Raw genomic sequence first — 15,356 nt, 5'->3', positions numbered from 1 at the left:
TTATAAAACGACTGTAAACCCAGTAACACCCTTGTAGTGCCACATACACTCTACACATGTTGAGAGTGTAGTAATGTAAAAGCGAAAATGAATAATTAAACCAAGACTCCAAGCGAATTAAAAAAAGGGCAGTTTTAGGTCGTTGATTTTTTTAAAGATAATAGGGTATAGATGAACAATTGATAAAAATACATTATTGCACAGAAAGGATAGTAAAATGTTGGAAAGAAAAGATGAAATAATCTTAAGAGGGCTTAAAGAAAATAATCTCAAAAGTGTAGATTTAAACATACCTAAAGAAAAAATCATCGTATTTACTGGTCTTTCAGGATCAGGTAAAAGCTCAGTCGTTTTTGATACGTTAGCAACAGAAAGCAGAAGACAAATGACTTTGAACTATCCTCTCTATGTTAGAAATCAAATGCCAAGGTACGAAAGACCTCACGCTGATCTTATGCAAAACTTAAGTCCGGTCATAGTTGTAGAGCAAAGACCTATAGGAGGCAATTCCCGTTCAACTGTAGGCACCTATATGGATATAGATCCACTAATTAGACTTTTATTTTCGAGAATAGGACAACCACCGATAGGTTCTGCTAACGATTTTTCGAGTCAAAGTTCATTTGGTAGATGTCCAGAATGTGGTGGATTTGGGGAAGTGATTGCACCAGATGTAAATAAGTTGATTGATTTTGATAAGTCACTTCGGGAATATGCTGTTAAATTTAAGCCTTTATCTCCTTCAGGTTGGCAAGGAAATTGGATGATGACCTGCGGATTATTTGATCCAGATAAACCCATAAAGGACTACTCAGAAGAGGACCTTCACCTGCTAATATATGGTCCCCGGGAAGGTGAAAGAGCTTATGCGCCGTTTCACACAAAAAATGGACCGCACAATGCAGAGTGGGATGGGTTATTGCCCAGATTTACGCGTGTCTATATCAATAGAGATATCTCAAAACTAAAACAAGTATCCCAAGATGATGTATTAGCAGTGTCAAAACATTCATTATGTCCAACATGCCAAGGTTCAGGCCTAAACCCAAAGGTATTAGAATGCAGAATAAATGGCTTAAATATCGCAGAATACGATCAATTAGAGCTTCCAGAAATACTTGAAGAACTAAAGAAAATAAAAGACCCTATGGGAGTATCGATAGCCAAACAAGCAATCCCCTATATAAAACTATTAGTCGACATGGGATTAGGGTATTTGAGTCTGACAAGAAAAATGGGCACCCTTTCCGGTGGTGAAGCTCAACGGGTAAAAATTACCCGTCATTTAGGAAGCAGTTTAAATAATATTACCTACATTTTCGATGAACCAAGTGCAGGGCTCCATCCAGAAGAAGTGAATATGTTAATTCAAATGCTAAAAAGGATAAAAGAGCAACATAATACTGTAATCGTAATCGAACACAATCTATCAGTAATAAAAGTAGCTGATGAAATAATAGAGATGGGTCCAGGTGCAGGTGTGAATGGAGGAAAAGTTGTCTACCAAGGACAATTAGAAGGATTAAAAAACTCTCCAACTGCAAACGCCTTAAAGCACAAACTAAAAATAAACAAAAGCACCAGAGATAGTAAAAGTTATTTTACAATAAGAGGTGCAAAGAACAACAACTTGAAAAATGTGAATGTAGATATTCCTAAAGAAGTCTTAGTCTCTGTTTGCGGGGTTTCTGGTTCAGGTAAAAGCTCCTTAATATTGGAAGCATTCAAGGAAAGATATCCAGAATCCATAACGGTAGGTCAAGGTGTTATCGGAATTTCCAACCGTTCCACCATGGCAACATACATGGGCATAATGGATGACATTCGCGCAGCATTTGCAAAAGCAACGAGACAACCGGCAGGATTGTTCAGTTTTAACTCCTTAGGAGCATGTCCTGTCTGTAAAGGAAAAGGAGTTCTTACACCAGAGGTAGCATTTGCAGATCCAGTAACAATTCCATGTGAAGCATGCGGTGGTACGAGATACTCAGACGAAGCACTGTCATATCGATATCAGGATAAAAATATAATTGAGATATTACAATTAACAATAGATGAAGCTGCTGATTATTTTATACAGCAAAAAATCCTAAAAAGAGTAAATACGCTAAAGAACGTAGGGTTAGGGTACTTGACCTTAGGACAGACAACAAGTTCTTTGAGCGGAGGAGAAATCCAACGTCTAAAACTCGCAAGCCAATTACAAAAGGAAGGTCAAATCTACTTGTTAGACGAACCATCCTTAGGATTACACGCAGAAGATAATGAAAAACTTTTGGAAGTATTTCAAAAGCTGGTGAACAGAGGCAACTCTGTCATAGTAATCGAACACAATTTAGACTTTATAGCGGCGAGCGATTGGATAATAGAAATGGGTCCGGGAGGAGGAAAGCAAGGCGGTGGGCAAATTATTTTCGAAGGCGCACCAAAAGAAATGCTAAACGCAGAGACAGTGACTGCGAAATGGTTAAAGGATGGAGTTAGACAAGATCTCACTTAAAGTGTGGAGCTATTATTTGAACCTTTCCCTGCCTTTATCGTAATGGGTAGAAGTCTATACATAGGTTCAGGAGGTAGAAAGTATACTGAAGCTAAAAAGAAAATCTAATTCAAAAAGCCAACTATTAATTGGGAATAGTTGGCTTTTAATATTAGATAAATATCAGCTTAATCTTTAAACAGCACTTTTTTAAATGGATGTATATTCATTAGCAGTAAGCTTACAATCATCAATGGCAGGCCTATTGCAATCCCTAGATGGTATGACTCTTGCAAAAAGAAAATACCTAAAGCTATCGTAATAAAGGGAATTATAAATGTAACCATTGACGCAAGGAGAGGTCCTCCCGTTGAAACGATTTGAAAAAAAATAACATAACCAAGACCAGAGCTAAGGCATCCTAAAATTAGAAGAGGCAATATAGTTTCCCATGTCCCAAGATGGACATATGCACGCGGTTCCGTAATGATACTTATTAATCCATTAAAAACTGCTGAGATGAGGAGGGTCCAAAAACCTAATAAGACAACAGGAATATTTGTGTAATACTTTTTTATCCAAATAGAATTTAGAGCATATGACATAGTAACAACGAGCATAAGAAGAGCATGAAAAATAGAAAACTGACTACCTGAAGCTTGACCAGAAAAAAACATTAAAATAATAACGGCTAAAAATCCAATTAATAGACTAGTAGTTTGGTTCCAAGAAGGTTTTGTTTTCAGAATAAGTATGGAGAATATTAAAGCGAATAAAGGAGTAGTTGCATTTAATATTCCACTTAAACTTGTTTCGATCTTTTGAATTGAGATAGACATAATAGTCCATGGAATCGCAGCTCCTAAAGCCAAGACGAATAAAAGAAATGGGCGAATTTTTATTTGCATCCGATTTCTTTTTAAGAATACAAAAGGAAAAAGCACGACTAAACCAAATAAACAACGAAAAAACACAATGGTAGGGGGCTCAAAGTAATCTAAAAGTTCTTTCGTCCATAAGAACGAAGAACCCCATAACAAACTAAGAATGAATAAATAAATGATAGATTTTATCATTTATTTATTCGAAAAGATGTGGGAATAGCAGGTTGTGCTCCCATTTGAGTGACAACGTATTCAGCTACTTTAGATGCATATAAAATGCTTTCTCGCAATGAGTTTCCACGACACAAGCCTACTGCTAAAGCTCCATTAAATGCATCTCCAGCTCCAGTTGTATCTTTTACTTCTACTTGATTTGCTTGCACATGGCCTCGTTCATTTTGATTCAAATAATAGGAACCTTTTTCACCTAATGTAACCACTACTGCCCCAACTCCTTTTTGAAGTAGCAAGGAGCATGCTTGAAACAGATCTTCCTCAGTTTCTGTTTTTAAATTAGTTAGCATCGCTAATTCAGTTTCATTTGGTGTTAATATGGAGACTTTACTTAATAATGAATCACTTATTTGCTGTGCAGGTGCTGGATTTAAAATAATATGTACCCCTTTTTGTGCGGCAATATTAGCAGCAGCCTCGACCACTGTCATTGGAATCTCTAACTGTAAAAGAAGAACATCACTTTTTTCTATTCTTTCTTTATCTGCTTGTATTTGTTCTGCTGTAACAAGAAAATTTGCACCAGGGAATAACACGATGGAGTTCTCACCAGAATCCGCCACTTGAATAATTGCTTGACCAGTCAATCCCACTTTTTGTACAGCGGAAGTATTTACTCCTTTATCTTGTAAATTTCGTTTTACTTGTTCTCCGAAATCATCGGTTCCAACATTTCCTATGAAATCAACATTTGCCCCTAATTGACTAGCAGTTACTGCTTGATTTGCTCCTTTTCCCCCAAAAAACAGCTCATGTTTTGTGCTGTGTAATGTTTCGCCAGCCTTTACGATATGTGGAACGAGGTATACAAGGTCCATATTGATGCTTCCTACGACTGTGATATTCATGTATATTCAGCTCCTTTCATTAAATGCGCCTAGCTAAAATCGCTTTGATTAATTGACCCTTTGATAAAATCCCAGAGGGGAAGTCAAGTAATTTTGCCATTTGAGCAACAGCGGGAGGCTTTAACATACTTTTTTCTAGAACTTCTGTATTATAAAATACTTTTTGCGCATTTTCATCTACTACTAATTGTCGGTTCGCCATTACAACAATGCGTGTAAAATAGTCCGTTACGAATTCCATATCATGAGTAATCGTAATAACAGATTTCTGCTTTTCTTCTAATACTTGAAGTAAATTACCGAGTACCTGCAATCCAATTTTATCTTGTCCCGCGGTAGGTTCATCTAAAATGATAATGTCTGAATCCATTGCTAATACCGATGCTATCGTTACGAATTTTCTAACAGAATACGGTAAGTTATAAGGGTTTTCTAATGCAAATTCAGATATCCCACATAACTTCATAGCCCAATCAGTAAATTCGTCTACCCGTTCAGGAGCAAATCCCATATTTTTGGGACCAAAACGAACCTCTGACTCTACATCATTATGGAATATTTGATCATCTGGATTTTGGAATACATAGCCTACTTTTCTTGAAGTTTGTGCTGTCGTGTAGTCCTTTGTATCCCAATCTCCAATTAATACAGTACCTTCCGTAGGTTTCAGTAAACCATTCATTAACTTTACTGCAGTTGTTTTGCCAGCTCCATTTTGCCCTACAATTGCTACACGCTCCCCAGTAACGATGGAAAGAGTGAGATTTTCAAGCGCTTTTGTTCCGTCGGGATATGAAAAGCTTACATTATTTAAATGAAGTTCAGTCATGTATCATCACTCCAGTCATATTTAATGCTTCAGCTAGTTCTTCATCACGAATTGGAAGGAAAGCAAGAGGTGTACCCAATTTTTGTAATTGAAGTGCAATTTCCGTAACATGTGGGTACTGAATTTGGTATTTTTCAAACTGTGGGTTAGCGAATACTTCCCGAACAGGCCCTTGCATAACTAACTCACCTTCGTGCATGACAAGTAAATCATCTGCATATTCAGCGATTAAATCCATTTTATGTTCCACTAAAATAATAGTCTTTCCACGATCCTTCATCAATCGAATAATATCAAAAATCTGTTCCGTACCAACGGGGTCAAGTTGGGAGGTTGGTTCATCAATTACTAAAATTTCCGGATCCATTACAATAATAGATGCAAGTGCTACACGTTGTCTTTGTCCACCAGATAGTTCGAATGGATTTTTGTCACGTAAATGTTCAATTTTAACCAGTTTTAATATTTCTTCTACGCGAACTGTAATCTCTTCCACTGGAACGCCTAAATTTTCTAAGCCGTATGCTACTTCTTCAAATACATTGTCTTTTACACCTGATACTTGAATAAAAGGATTTTGGAACACATATCCCACTTTTTCTCCAAGTTGCCCTAGTTGATAATCTAATATTTTCGTTTGATCTACAATAACGTCACCTTCTAAATCTCCCTTATAAAAATGGGGAACAAAACCGCGTATTGTATTGCATAAGGTTGTTTTTCCAGAACCATTATTACCGATAATAGCTGTGAATTTACCTTTTTCAATAGAAAATGAAACATTTTTCAAGGCGAAATCATCGCTCACAGGATATCGATAAGATACATTTTTCAAATCAATCATAATTGTCATAAGAAAAACCTCCATACTAAGAGACCAATAATAATGAGCACATATACTATCGGAAGTACTCGATCCACATTACCCTTCGTTAATTGGTGTAAGCTTGTCTTTTTAACTGGTGCTGAAAATGCTCGAGATTCTAGTGTTATTGCTCGTTCTTCTGTACCAGCAATGGAGGATAGAATAAGGGGTGTTAATGTCGGTATAAACGCTTTCGCGCGGATAAGTAAAGAGCCTTCTGTTTCGACACCACGAGTTTTTTGGGCCTCCATTATTGTTTTTGCTTGGCGCTTCATTTCTGGAATAATTTGAAGTGTAGATAATACAACGTAAGCTCCCATTGGTGGTAGCCCTTTGTCTTCCAATGATTTAACAAAATCGCGCACTTTTGTCATACGGAAAAATAAGATAAAAGCAGATCCAATTGCAAGAATTCGAGATGTTAATAAAAGACCGTAATTTAACCCTTCTTGCTTTATAGAAAATATTCCCCAACTCCACAATACATGATCTCCAGGGTAAAAAAACATTTGCATAATGAATACAATGATTAGTACACTAAGTAGTGCTTTTAATACGATACTAAGAAACTCTTTCGATACCCCTGCAAGCACTGCGATAAGTACTAAAACAGGGAAGATAGCAAAAGCAAATGAATATCCAGGTATAATGAGTACTACTCCTAAAATAAAAAGAGAGAAATAGAACTTTGTCATCGGATGAAGTTGAAGTAATATATTCTGTTTCATATTAAATGCGCCCCCTTATACAAATAATCTCTTCTCGTTCTGTTGTTGTGCTCAACGGGTTGAACGAGAAGAGAAGGAATTATTGCTTGTTATTTCGTTTCATATACAAATGACCATAATTCATCTTAGACAAATAGCGGTCTGACATCCCTTTGACGATGAAATAAACAATTAATACGGAAACAACTTTATCTGCAATCTCTGTGATAAAACTGGAAGAGAATACAGCCGTCCATAATTCTTGACCAGAAGCTAAGAAAGTTGCCGTAATAAGAGAAGAAGTATTTCCTGTTGCGCCTCCAAATACAAGCACAGTGATTGGAGCAGAGACAATAACAGCTATAAAAGTGATAATGATACCGGAAACAATGGTTTTTGGTAATTTTTTGAAAAATCCATATTTAGATAGATAACCTGCTCCAACTCCAATTGCCATAGACGTTAATGCATAAGGTAAATAAACAGGGTTAAAGATTGCATTGATTAAATTTGTAATAAGTCCTGCTAGTAGCGCAACCCAAGGACCTGCAATTACACCTACTAGAATTGTTCCGATTGTGTCTAAGAAAATTGGTAAGCGAAGTACATTGGCTAGCTGAAAGCCTACAAGGTTAACAGCTACCGCAATAGGAATAAGTAACATCGCCATCATATTAAAATCATCTTTAAAACTACGTTTCATACATTTCTCCCCCTTATCATTTTTAGCCGATGTGACGGCTCATTGTTTTAACGGCATCCAGAAATTGTTCGACGAATTTCTCTCTGTCAACCGTATGTAATACTTTCACATTATGCGGAAGCCCAGTTCGTTGTTCATAGTCTACAACAGTTGTTCCAGCAGTAAGTTTGCCCTCAAGTTCCACTGCAACATGACAGTCATCGCCTTCAAATAGTTCAGGTGTTAACACATAAGACACTGCACAGAGATCGTGTAAACGGATGCGACTTTTGAATTCAGGACCGTGGAAAGCTGTTTGTTTAGCGGCGTGTACGTAAAAACGAAGCATTTTCACTACTTTATGCGCAAAATCAGAACCAATTGCCTCTATTTCATTTAATTCTTCCAGTGTGACAAAAGATTTATGAGTGACATCTAGACCACTCATTATTATAGGAATTCCAGAACGAAAAACAATATCTGCAGCATGAGGATCTACATATACATTAAATTCAGAAGTAGGTGTCATATTTCCTCCGACAGCCGCACCACCCATATAAGAGATATATTTAATTTTCGATTTAACCTCTGGATGTGCTAAAAGAAGAGCGCCAACATTTGTTAGTGGTCCTGTCGCAATAAGTACGATTTGTTGATCACTAGATAATAGTGTTTCTTTCATCGCTTCAATTGCAGTTCGAGTACTTAATTGAATAGTTGGCTCAGGAAAATCGACATTCCCAAGTCCGTTGTCACCATGCACTTCATCAGCAATTTCAAGTTGGCGGAAAAAGGGATTATCTAGTCCTCTAGCAATCTCAATATCTTGTTTCATATAACTAGTAAAAGCTAGAGCATTATATATCGTTTTTGCTTGAGTCTGGTTACCAGGCTCTGTTGTGATTAATTTGATATCGAGTTCCGGATGTGCAAAAGCAAGCGTTAATGCCATAACATCATCTATTCCTGGATCACAATCGATAATAACTGGTATTGTCATAGATCTACACCTCTTTTTAATTTTTTCGTACTTTCTCTGACGATTAAAGTAGGTTCAAAGACTACTCCTTCAGATGATTTATTTTCAATTTCATTTATGAGTAGCTCTATGGCTTTTCTTCCCATTTCATATGTACCTTGTCTAATCGTAGTTAGTTTTGGGATTAAAGCAGTAACTAAAGGAATATCATCAAAACCAATGATGGATAGTTGATCAGGTATTTGAATTCCTAATTCATGAGCTGCTTGATAAATGCCGCAAGCCATCAAGTCATTACAAGCAAATATTGCACTCACGGTGTTATTCTGTAGAAATTCTTTTGCTAATCGATAAGCTGTTTCCATTTGAAAATCACCAATTAGAACGAATGATTTAGGAAGTTCAACGGAGGCCTCCTTTAAGGAGCGTCGAAATCCTAAAAGTCTTTGTTGTGAATTTAGAATTTCAGTTGGTCCAGTCATACATGCAATTTGGGTGTGGTCTAAATCGGTCAGATGCTTTCCAGCAAGATATCCACCCTGTTCGTTATCTAAAAAAACACCAGATTGGTTACTGGCTTCTTCTCCACGGTCAAACAATACGTATGGAATTTTTCCACTTTGTAATTGGTTTTTACTAGTCTTTGAGAGTCGATTCTTACTTGAAAGTAAAATTCCGTCCACCTGTTGTTCTTGTAACAATCGTAAATATTTTTCTTCTTTTTGAGATTGATCATCTGAATTACAAATAATAAGACTATAGTTTTTTTTATTTGCCTCATCCTCAGCGCCTCTGCAAAGCTCTGGGAAAAACGGGTTGGAAATATTAGGTACTATTAACCCGAGCATATTGGATCGTTTAGTTACTAAACCACGTGCTAGTTTATTCGGCTGATAATTTAGCTCTTCCATTACCCGCAGAACCTTTTCACGAGTTTTTTGAGACATACCTTCTTCTTTATTATTTAACACTCGTGAAACGGTAGTTATGGAAACACCTGCCTCCCTTGCAATGTCTTTAATCGTTAACTTCACCATACATTAATCACCTGTTCCTACAGTTAAAGAAAACGTTTTACGAAAACGTTTAACTAATTTTCAGATTATTGTAAACGGTTTCATTTGTCAATGATTATTTTTTTATTGTAAGTAAGTGTAAAGGGGAAGCCTATTAGCCTTGAATCCAATGAAAAACAAAAGAAAAGGGAACGGATTTTGAATTCATTCTAGTAAGTATCGTAGAGTTAATTGGAGATAGAATAGATGATTTTACATTACTCGTTACCGAGAAGCTTTATTTGTCTAACTTATTATTGCCACTACACCTTTGGAATTGTAGTAAATTATCAATATTTTTTGCTCAGTTAATTGTTGAGATTCCTTTACTTGTGGAAATTTTCTGATTAATATAATGGATAATTTCCCCTTCTAGTGTATATTTAGGATAAATAAAATAAATAAGTACGCAGGAATGGCTGTGCTATTTGAAAGGAATGTACAATGAGAAGGATTATTTTATCGACAGAGAGTGGAGCGGATTTACCTAAGGACCTGGTAGAAAAATATCAAATTCAAGTAGTACCTATGCATGTCATCATGGATGGGAAGGATTATTTAGATGGGGAGCTATCTGTAGAGGAGGTTTTTGATTATCATAGTCGCACCAAAAAAATACCCTCTACTACAGCAACGAATGTACATGAATATCATGAACTTTTCACAAAAATTAGAAGAGATTTTCCTGATAGTATCATTATTCACATTGGTTATACGTCAAAAGCATCTGCTTCCTTTCAAAGTGCATTAATAGCAGCTGAAGATTTTGAAGATATTTTCTTAATTGATGCACTAAACGTTACAGGTGGATTAGCTTTAATCGTCATGTATGCGGTTGCTATCCTTGAAGAAGAACCTTCTATTGGTCATGTAGAATTAATAAAAAAAATAGAATCCGTAGTTCCTAAAACAATGTTGGCTTTCCTTCCCGGCAGTTTAGACTTTCTCAGGGCAGGAGGGCGGGTAAGTAACGTTGCTTATATTGGTGGGGCGTTGTTAAAAATAAAGCCTTGCATTGAATTAAAAGAAGGAAAGCTCGTTTCCACTAGAAAATATCGTGGGAATATGGGCATAGTTGCGGAAAAGCTCATGCGAGATTACTTAAATCAATACGATATTGATAGAAAACAGCTATTTTTGATTTACTCTATCGGACTTGATGAAAGTATTAAGAAAAGAATGGATGAAATCGCAAAGGAAACAGGTTTCGAAAATGTAACATGGATGCAAGCAGGTGCAATGATCTCTACCCATGCTGGACCTGGAGGTTTTGGGATTGCAGGAATAGAATATTAGAAAAAGGTTTGAAAAAAACATCTTTAACATATCGCATGGTGTACTAATAAATATTAGCTCGGTGTCAAAGAATATTATTAAACATAGCAATTAGAGAATAGTGAATAATCCTAATTAAATCTAGACATAAAATCTACCAACACAATGTGTTGCCACATAAACTCCCCACATTGTGAAGCAGTCGCGTGGTTGAAGTTAGCATAATAATTAAAAGAACGAGTTCCGATTTTGGTGGAATTCGTTCTTTTATGCTTGTTAAGGTGAGTGTATTTACCAACTAATAAAGTGTGAATAGTAAATTGTTTAGACTATGTTTGCTATATTAACCATGTGACCTTATCGATACTAATATTAAAAGGAAAATTGTATAGAAGAAAAACTTCGTAATTTAATAGTTATCTCGTAAACAACATGTGAAAATAAATATTTCCAAAATTTGTTAGGTGTCATTTTCTTTTATGACAAACCCATTTGCAAAGGTATTAAAAATATGTATGAAACGTTTAGTCATTTCACTTGGTGTCACATCAAAATCCTTCGTAATCCAGTCCGTTATTAACCCCGCCGTACCATAAGCCATATATCGTTTTTGGGAATGATCATCCACAAAAGATGCTCCGTATTGAATATCAAATTTAGATGTTAATAAGTTAAAAATTGCTTCAGGCAATTGCTGGTGCATGTGTGGCAATGTATCTTCTAAAAGTAATAACGTGAAGTAATCACGGTGATCGTAAACATAATACAACAAATCGAAGGAGTTTGTTGTCAACTCTTTTACTGTTACTCGGCTATCGCTTTGGTATTTAGACATGCTGTAATACTGTATGGCTTCAAACTTTTCATCCATTAACTCTTCTACCAGTTCGTAAATGTTTTGATAATACACATAAAAGGTTGTTCGATTATATTGAGCATAATCAACAACGTCCTTCACCGTAACAGCACTAAATCCCTTTTTATGTACCATTTCAATAAATGCCTTTTTTAAGAAATTTTTTGTACGCAAAGCTTGGGAAGAATTGGATTTCATCATATTCCTCTCCTATTAGACAGATTTGATGAAAGTGTTGGTTTCCTCAACATTATAGCAAATATTAAGGATGGTTTACAGAAAGAGAAACCTAGTAAACTATAAATGTAGCTAGAATTATTTTGGGAGTTACAAAAAATGAGATTTGAATAATTTGGAGGCGATTGTATGAAAGGCTGGCTATTTTCAGGTACAAATAAACCACTAGAACTTATTGAAAAAGAAGATCCAAAAGCTATACCAGGTCATGTTGTTATAGATGTGAAAGCTGCTGGTCTATGCCATTCGGACGTTGCAGCATTACAAGATCCAGGTTGGATGCCACTTTTCCCAAATGGTCCTGTTATTATGGGGCATGAGTTTGCTGGGGTAGTTATTGAAGTGGGTGAAGGTGTTGAAGATATTAAAGTTGGGGACCGCGTTGGGGCTAACCCAATGGATCGAGAAACGAAAATAACTGCTGGGTACACCTATGACGGAGGTTATGCAGAGAAAGTGCGTGTTCCTGCTCAGCAATGTGTAGTCATTCCTGAAAGCGTTTCCTTTATAGAAGGAGCAGCTTCAACAGATGCAGGAATCACAGCTTACCGTGCTCTTTTTAGTATTGGACAAGCCAAAGAAGGTACAAAATTAGGAATTATCGGTATTGGTGGACTTGGTCAATTCGCTCTACAAATGGCATTAATTAAAGGATGCGAAGTGTACGCTACAGATGTTTCTGAAGGCGCACGAAAACTTGCAGAAGAACTAGGGGCTCATAAAGTATTTGATACTGTTCTAGATATGAAAGAAGCAGAATGTGATGTCATTGTTGACTTTGCTGGTTTTGGACAAACAACTTCAGATGCACTGGAAGCTGTAAGACCACAAGGAACAGTTGTAATTGTTGGTATGGGTAAATTAGAATCGAATATCAATACTTATTTAATGATTACAAAAGAAATTAAGCTTTTAGGAAGTAATGGTGGGTCAGTAGAAGACTTAAAAGGTGTATATGATTGTTTCGCTACTGGAAAAATGAGTCCAAATCTGATCACAATTCCATTTGAAGAGATCGACAAAGGTATAGAAAAACTGAAAAATCATGAAGTAAAAGGCCGCTTAGTAGCCGTATTTGAATAAATGTAAGTTTTCTTTAAAAGGTAGAGGTTGGTATAAAACAATCCTTTAAAATGAAAAAGCCTGTGAAATTTTGTCGTAAAATTTCACAGGCTTTTATATTTGAAGCTAGTTATGTCCCAGCCTGGTTTTATTGTTAAATATTTGTGAAATATATGTATTAGAAAAATAGCTAGACTCCACTGAAATAGGAACCCAACTATTTAATTAAACCTACCTTGTGTTGCCCCTACACTCCGCACATGTAGAATGTGTGGCTTGGTTTAAACATAGAAAAACCCCCATTTGGTAGTAGTTTATGGACAATCTACTATACCAAATGGGGGTTATCACGAACCGTATAAACGTTTCCAAACTATTACCTTATTATTTTTTTATAGAAGGCATTTTGATATATCCAATGTTTCCAGGATTTTGAGAACCTACCATTAAGTAGGCATGTCCATTTAAATCATCAATGGCTTGAATACCGGTTACTTCACCGCCATCTGGAGCAGAAATAATTCGAGAAAGTTTTTTTGTATCCACGTTATAAGCCCAGCCAACATTATTTATATGGTTGCCGGTGTCTTCAGCAATAAACAAAGTTCTCAAGTTTTCAGAGTAGACAATATTGTCCGGATTTGCGATTTGATCAAGATGTGCTTTGTTACCTTCGGCATCTTTCGGGATGTCTTTACCGACTAAAAGGGCTGACATACTAGTAACCACATAATCACTATCAATTGCTGTACCTTCACGGTCCGTTTGTCCTTCAGCTATATCCATTTCATAAATGCCGCCAGCGTTAATCTTTGGTAAGCGAATATCGTCTACAGGATCAAGTGGATTTTCCTCCATGGCTTTTGCAATTGTAGACATAGCCATGTATATTTTGTTATCTCCTTTGTTGAATGTGAGTGTTTCCATCTTATTAAACTCAGAAGTTGCTCCAAGTATAGCACCATAACGGCGGGATTCAAGGAAAGCTGCTGCATTTTCCATACCTGGTTTGACTTTCAAATACTCTTCACCAGCTGAAGTTTTAATATGGCTGAATCCATTGGCTTTTGCATAAGTAGCATCAGTGGTCGTTTCAAAAATATCACTAAAAGTAAGATTTTCAGCTAATTCTTTAATTTCTTCATCGTTTGCATGTCCTAATTTAATCCATTTCATATTACCAGCACCGCCGTTTTCAGCACTGGTTTGCTCAAATTTTGCCGCATATAACGTACCGGCTGATAAATCCTTAGCTTCGTCTGCAATATACATAAAGGACATCACATAGTCGCCGTCATCTCCATAATAAACCGTGCGATTATCTGGTGCGACTGTTACATTTTCAAAAGATAAGCGCCCCATACTGTGGTGTTTAACCGCATTTGTTTTTCCATTTGGATGAACGGATACTTCTGTTGTATAGCCGTAAAGGTAAGGGTTTCCAATTGCATTTGGATTTTGATAATAGTTGCGAGCAAATTGCGTTACACTGGACTTTTCTGGATTTGCTTCATGGGCACGAGCATTCGGTTCATATTCTTCACTGCCTAAATGAGTATTCCAAGGTGATAAGATTCCAGCACAAGGTGTCCAAACTCCTCCGTAAGCTGAAAAATCAATTGGCTCGATATCGGTGATTTTCATCTCGCCGGTTTTCTTATCCTGCTGGACTGTATTTAAATATAACGCTCTTGGGACTGTTCCAATTTCATTATTTGGCATACTTTCAAAATGACTGATCATGTGTAATTTGCCACTTTTTCCATTTACACTGAGGAGTGAGTTAGCGTCTGGTGAAGTGGAAACCATAGGTTCGCCCTTTGCATTTGTAATGATATTGCCGTTGACGTCGTATGCGGCCCCTAAAATTTTACCGTTAATGACATCTCCAGGCTGTGCTAGTGGAGTGTAATCCAAATTTAACGTTTTTTCAGTACCATCATTTAATGTAACCTTTACGTTAGCTTCACTGTACATCTTTGATTTTTCCGCATTAGTAGCAGGTACAGGCATGCTGATAAATTCAACCGATTTTACAGTATCAATTGGTTTATTTGGTTCGGCCAACACATTGGCAGCAGAAGGAAATAGAATTGCTGCACTTAATAGTGGAATGATGATTTTTTTCTTGTTCATTAAATTACCTCCAATAGGGTTAGTTAATTTTAGTTCCACCTATGATGCTAAATTTGTAATATTAAGGAGCTATTAAAAAATTGTAAAATTCTTAGATTATAATAAAAACAAAACTATGTTCCTATGTTTTGAGAGGAAAAAAATATAATAATATAGGCCTTTTAACATATTTAATCTTTATATTGAAGGTTTACAACATCTGAGCGTATTGATATATTAAGTGTTAAT

Annotated in this window: 13 protein-coding genes; 3 read left to right on the top strand and 10 right to left on the bottom strand. The window is 36.3% G+C overall.

The features are described 5' to 3' along the window. The first annotated feature begins 217 nt into the window (after nt 1-217). Nucleotides 218-2,500 carry an ATP-binding cassette domain-containing protein gene (locus ACIQX2_RS18125; protein WP_402853690.1) on the top strand — a complete coding sequence of 761 codons (2,283 nt, stop codon included), beginning with the start codon at nt 218-220 and terminating at the stop codon, nt 2,498-2,500. A 167-nt stretch (nt 2,501-2,667) separates the two neighbouring features. On the opposite strand, the gene ACIQX2_RS18120 is transcribed toward ACIQX2_RS18125, so the two are convergent. The 8 genes from ACIQX2_RS18120 to ACIQX2_RS18085 all read right to left on the bottom strand — a co-directional run bounded on the left by ACIQX2_RS18120 (nt 2,668) and on the right by ACIQX2_RS18085 (nt 9,544). Further along, a complete protein-coding gene (locus ACIQX2_RS18120; protein WP_402853685.1) occupies nt 2,668-3,555 on the bottom strand; it encodes a DMT family transporter in 888 nt (295 codons plus the stop codon). After that, entirely contained in the window at nt 3,552-4,445 is an 894-nt protein-coding gene (gene rbsK / locus ACIQX2_RS18115) for a ribokinase (RefSeq protein WP_402853682.1), read from the bottom strand. The genes ACIQX2_RS18120 and rbsK overlap by 4 nt, the downstream gene beginning before the upstream one ends. 19 nt (nt 4,446-4,464) lie before the next feature. Further along, a complete protein-coding gene (locus ACIQX2_RS18110) occupies nt 4,465-5,274 on the bottom strand; it encodes an energy-coupling factor ABC transporter ATP-binding protein (protein ID WP_402853679.1) in 810 nt (269 codons plus the stop codon). Further along, complete coding sequence (locus ACIQX2_RS18105; protein WP_402853677.1) at nt 5,267-6,127, bottom strand: energy-coupling factor ABC transporter ATP-binding protein; 861 nt, start codon at nt 6,125-6,127, stop codon at nt 5,267-5,269. The genes ACIQX2_RS18110 and ACIQX2_RS18105 overlap by 8 nt, the downstream gene beginning before the upstream one ends. Further along, nucleotides 6,124-6,867, bottom strand: coding sequence for an energy-coupling factor transporter transmembrane component T family protein (locus tag ACIQX2_RS18100; protein ID WP_402853674.1), 744 nt, complete (start codon nt 6,865-6,867; stop codon nt 6,124-6,126). Before ACIQX2_RS18100 ends, ACIQX2_RS18105 begins: the two co-directional genes overlap by 4 nt. A gap of 79 nt (nt 6,868-6,946) precedes the next feature. Continuing rightward, nucleotides 6,947-7,549: an ECF transporter S component gene (locus ACIQX2_RS18095; protein ID WP_402853672.1), complete on the bottom strand. Its 603-nt coding sequence runs from the start codon at nt 7,547-7,549 to the stop codon at nt 6,947-6,949. Between the two features lie 22 nt (nt 7,550-7,571). Continuing rightward, nucleotides 7,572-8,528: a nucleoside hydrolase gene (locus ACIQX2_RS18090; RefSeq protein ID WP_402853669.1), complete on the bottom strand. Its 957-nt coding sequence runs from the start codon at nt 8,526-8,528 to the stop codon at nt 7,572-7,574. After that, nucleotides 8,525-9,544: a LacI family DNA-binding transcriptional regulator gene (locus ACIQX2_RS18085; RefSeq protein ID WP_402853666.1), complete on the bottom strand. Its 1,020-nt coding sequence runs from the start codon at nt 9,542-9,544 to the stop codon at nt 8,525-8,527. Before ACIQX2_RS18085 ends, ACIQX2_RS18090 begins: the two co-directional genes overlap by 4 nt. 462 nt (nt 9,545-10,006) lie before the next feature. On the opposite strand from ACIQX2_RS18085, the gene ACIQX2_RS18080 reads away from it, so the two are divergent. Beyond that, entirely contained in the window at nt 10,007-10,858 is an 852-nt protein-coding gene (locus ACIQX2_RS18080; protein WP_402853663.1) for a DegV family protein, read from the top strand. Between the two features lie 439 nt (nt 10,859-11,297). On the opposite strand, the gene ACIQX2_RS18075 is transcribed toward ACIQX2_RS18080, so the two are convergent. Continuing rightward, nucleotides 11,298-11,891 carry a TetR/AcrR family transcriptional regulator gene (locus ACIQX2_RS18075; RefSeq protein ID WP_402853660.1) on the bottom strand — a complete coding sequence of 198 codons (594 nt, stop codon included), beginning with the start codon at nt 11,889-11,891 and terminating at the stop codon, nt 11,298-11,300. Between the two features lie 168 nt (nt 11,892-12,059). On the opposite strand from ACIQX2_RS18075, the gene ACIQX2_RS18070 reads away from it, so the two are divergent. Continuing rightward, nucleotides 12,060-13,013, top strand: a complete 954-nt coding sequence (locus ACIQX2_RS18070; RefSeq protein WP_402853657.1) for a zinc-binding dehydrogenase — start codon at nt 12,060-12,062, stop codon at nt 13,011-13,013. Nucleotides 13,014-13,376: 363 nt separating this feature from the next. Here ACIQX2_RS18070 and ACIQX2_RS18065 read toward each other — a convergent pair whose 3' ends face one another. Then, entirely contained in the window at nt 13,377-15,128 is a 1,752-nt protein-coding gene (locus ACIQX2_RS18065) for a PhoX family protein (RefSeq protein ID WP_402853654.1), read from the bottom strand. Between the last annotated feature and the right edge of the window lie 228 nt (nt 15,129-15,356).

The organism is Psychrobacillus sp. NPDC096623, from assembly GCF_044762655.1.
In the GTDB taxonomy this organism is placed as follows: domain Bacteria; phylum Bacillota; class Bacilli; order Bacillales_A; family Planococcaceae; genus Psychrobacillus.
This window is presented reverse-complemented; position numbering and strand designations above follow the sequence as displayed.

What these genes read in the sequence shown, in the direction of transcription:
- ACIQX2_RS18070 (WP_402853657.1), top strand. Translation starts at nt 12,060, where the DNA reads ATGAAAGGCTGGCTATTTTCAGGTACAAATAAACCACTAGAACTTATT.
- ACIQX2_RS18125 (WP_402853690.1), top strand. Translation starts at nt 218, where the DNA reads ATGTTGGAAAGAAAAGATGAAATAATCTTAAGAGGGCTTAAAGAAAAT.
- ACIQX2_RS18085 (WP_402853666.1), bottom strand. Translation starts at nt 9,544, where the DNA reads ATGGTGAAGTTAACGATTAAAGACATTGCAAGGGAGGCAGGTGTTTCC.
- ACIQX2_RS18075 (WP_402853660.1), bottom strand. Translation starts at nt 11,891, where the DNA reads ATGAAATCCAATTCTTCCCAAGCTTTGCGTACAAAAAATTTCTTAAAA.
- ACIQX2_RS18110 (WP_402853679.1), bottom strand. Translation starts at nt 5,274, where the DNA reads ATGACTGAACTTCATTTAAATAATGTAAGCTTTTCATATCCCGACGGA.
- ACIQX2_RS18090 (WP_402853669.1), bottom strand. Translation starts at nt 8,528, where the DNA reads ATGACAATACCAGTTATTATCGATTGTGATCCAGGAATAGATGATGTT.
- ACIQX2_RS18080 (WP_402853663.1), top strand. Translation starts at nt 10,007, where the DNA reads ATGAGAAGGATTATTTTATCGACAGAGAGTGGAGCGGATTTACCTAAG.
- ACIQX2_RS18120 (WP_402853685.1), bottom strand. Translation starts at nt 3,555, where the DNA reads ATGATAAAATCTATCATTTATTTATTCATTCTTAGTTTGTTATGGGGT.
- ACIQX2_RS18105 (WP_402853677.1), bottom strand. Translation starts at nt 6,127, where the DNA reads ATGACAATTATGATTGATTTGAAAAATGTATCTTATCGATATCCTGTG.
- rbsK (WP_402853682.1), bottom strand. Translation starts at nt 4,445, where the DNA reads ATGAATATCACAGTCGTAGGAAGCATCAATATGGACCTTGTATACCTC.
- ACIQX2_RS18095 (WP_402853672.1), bottom strand. Translation starts at nt 7,549, where the DNA reads ATGAAACGTAGTTTTAAAGATGATTTTAATATGATGGCGATGTTACTT.
- ACIQX2_RS18100 (WP_402853674.1), bottom strand. Translation starts at nt 6,867, where the DNA reads ATGAAACAGAATATATTACTTCAACTTCATCCGATGACAAAGTTCTAT.
- ACIQX2_RS18065 (WP_402853654.1), bottom strand. Translation starts at nt 15,128, where the DNA reads ATGAACAAGAAAAAAATCATCATTCCACTATTAAGTGCAGCAATTCTA.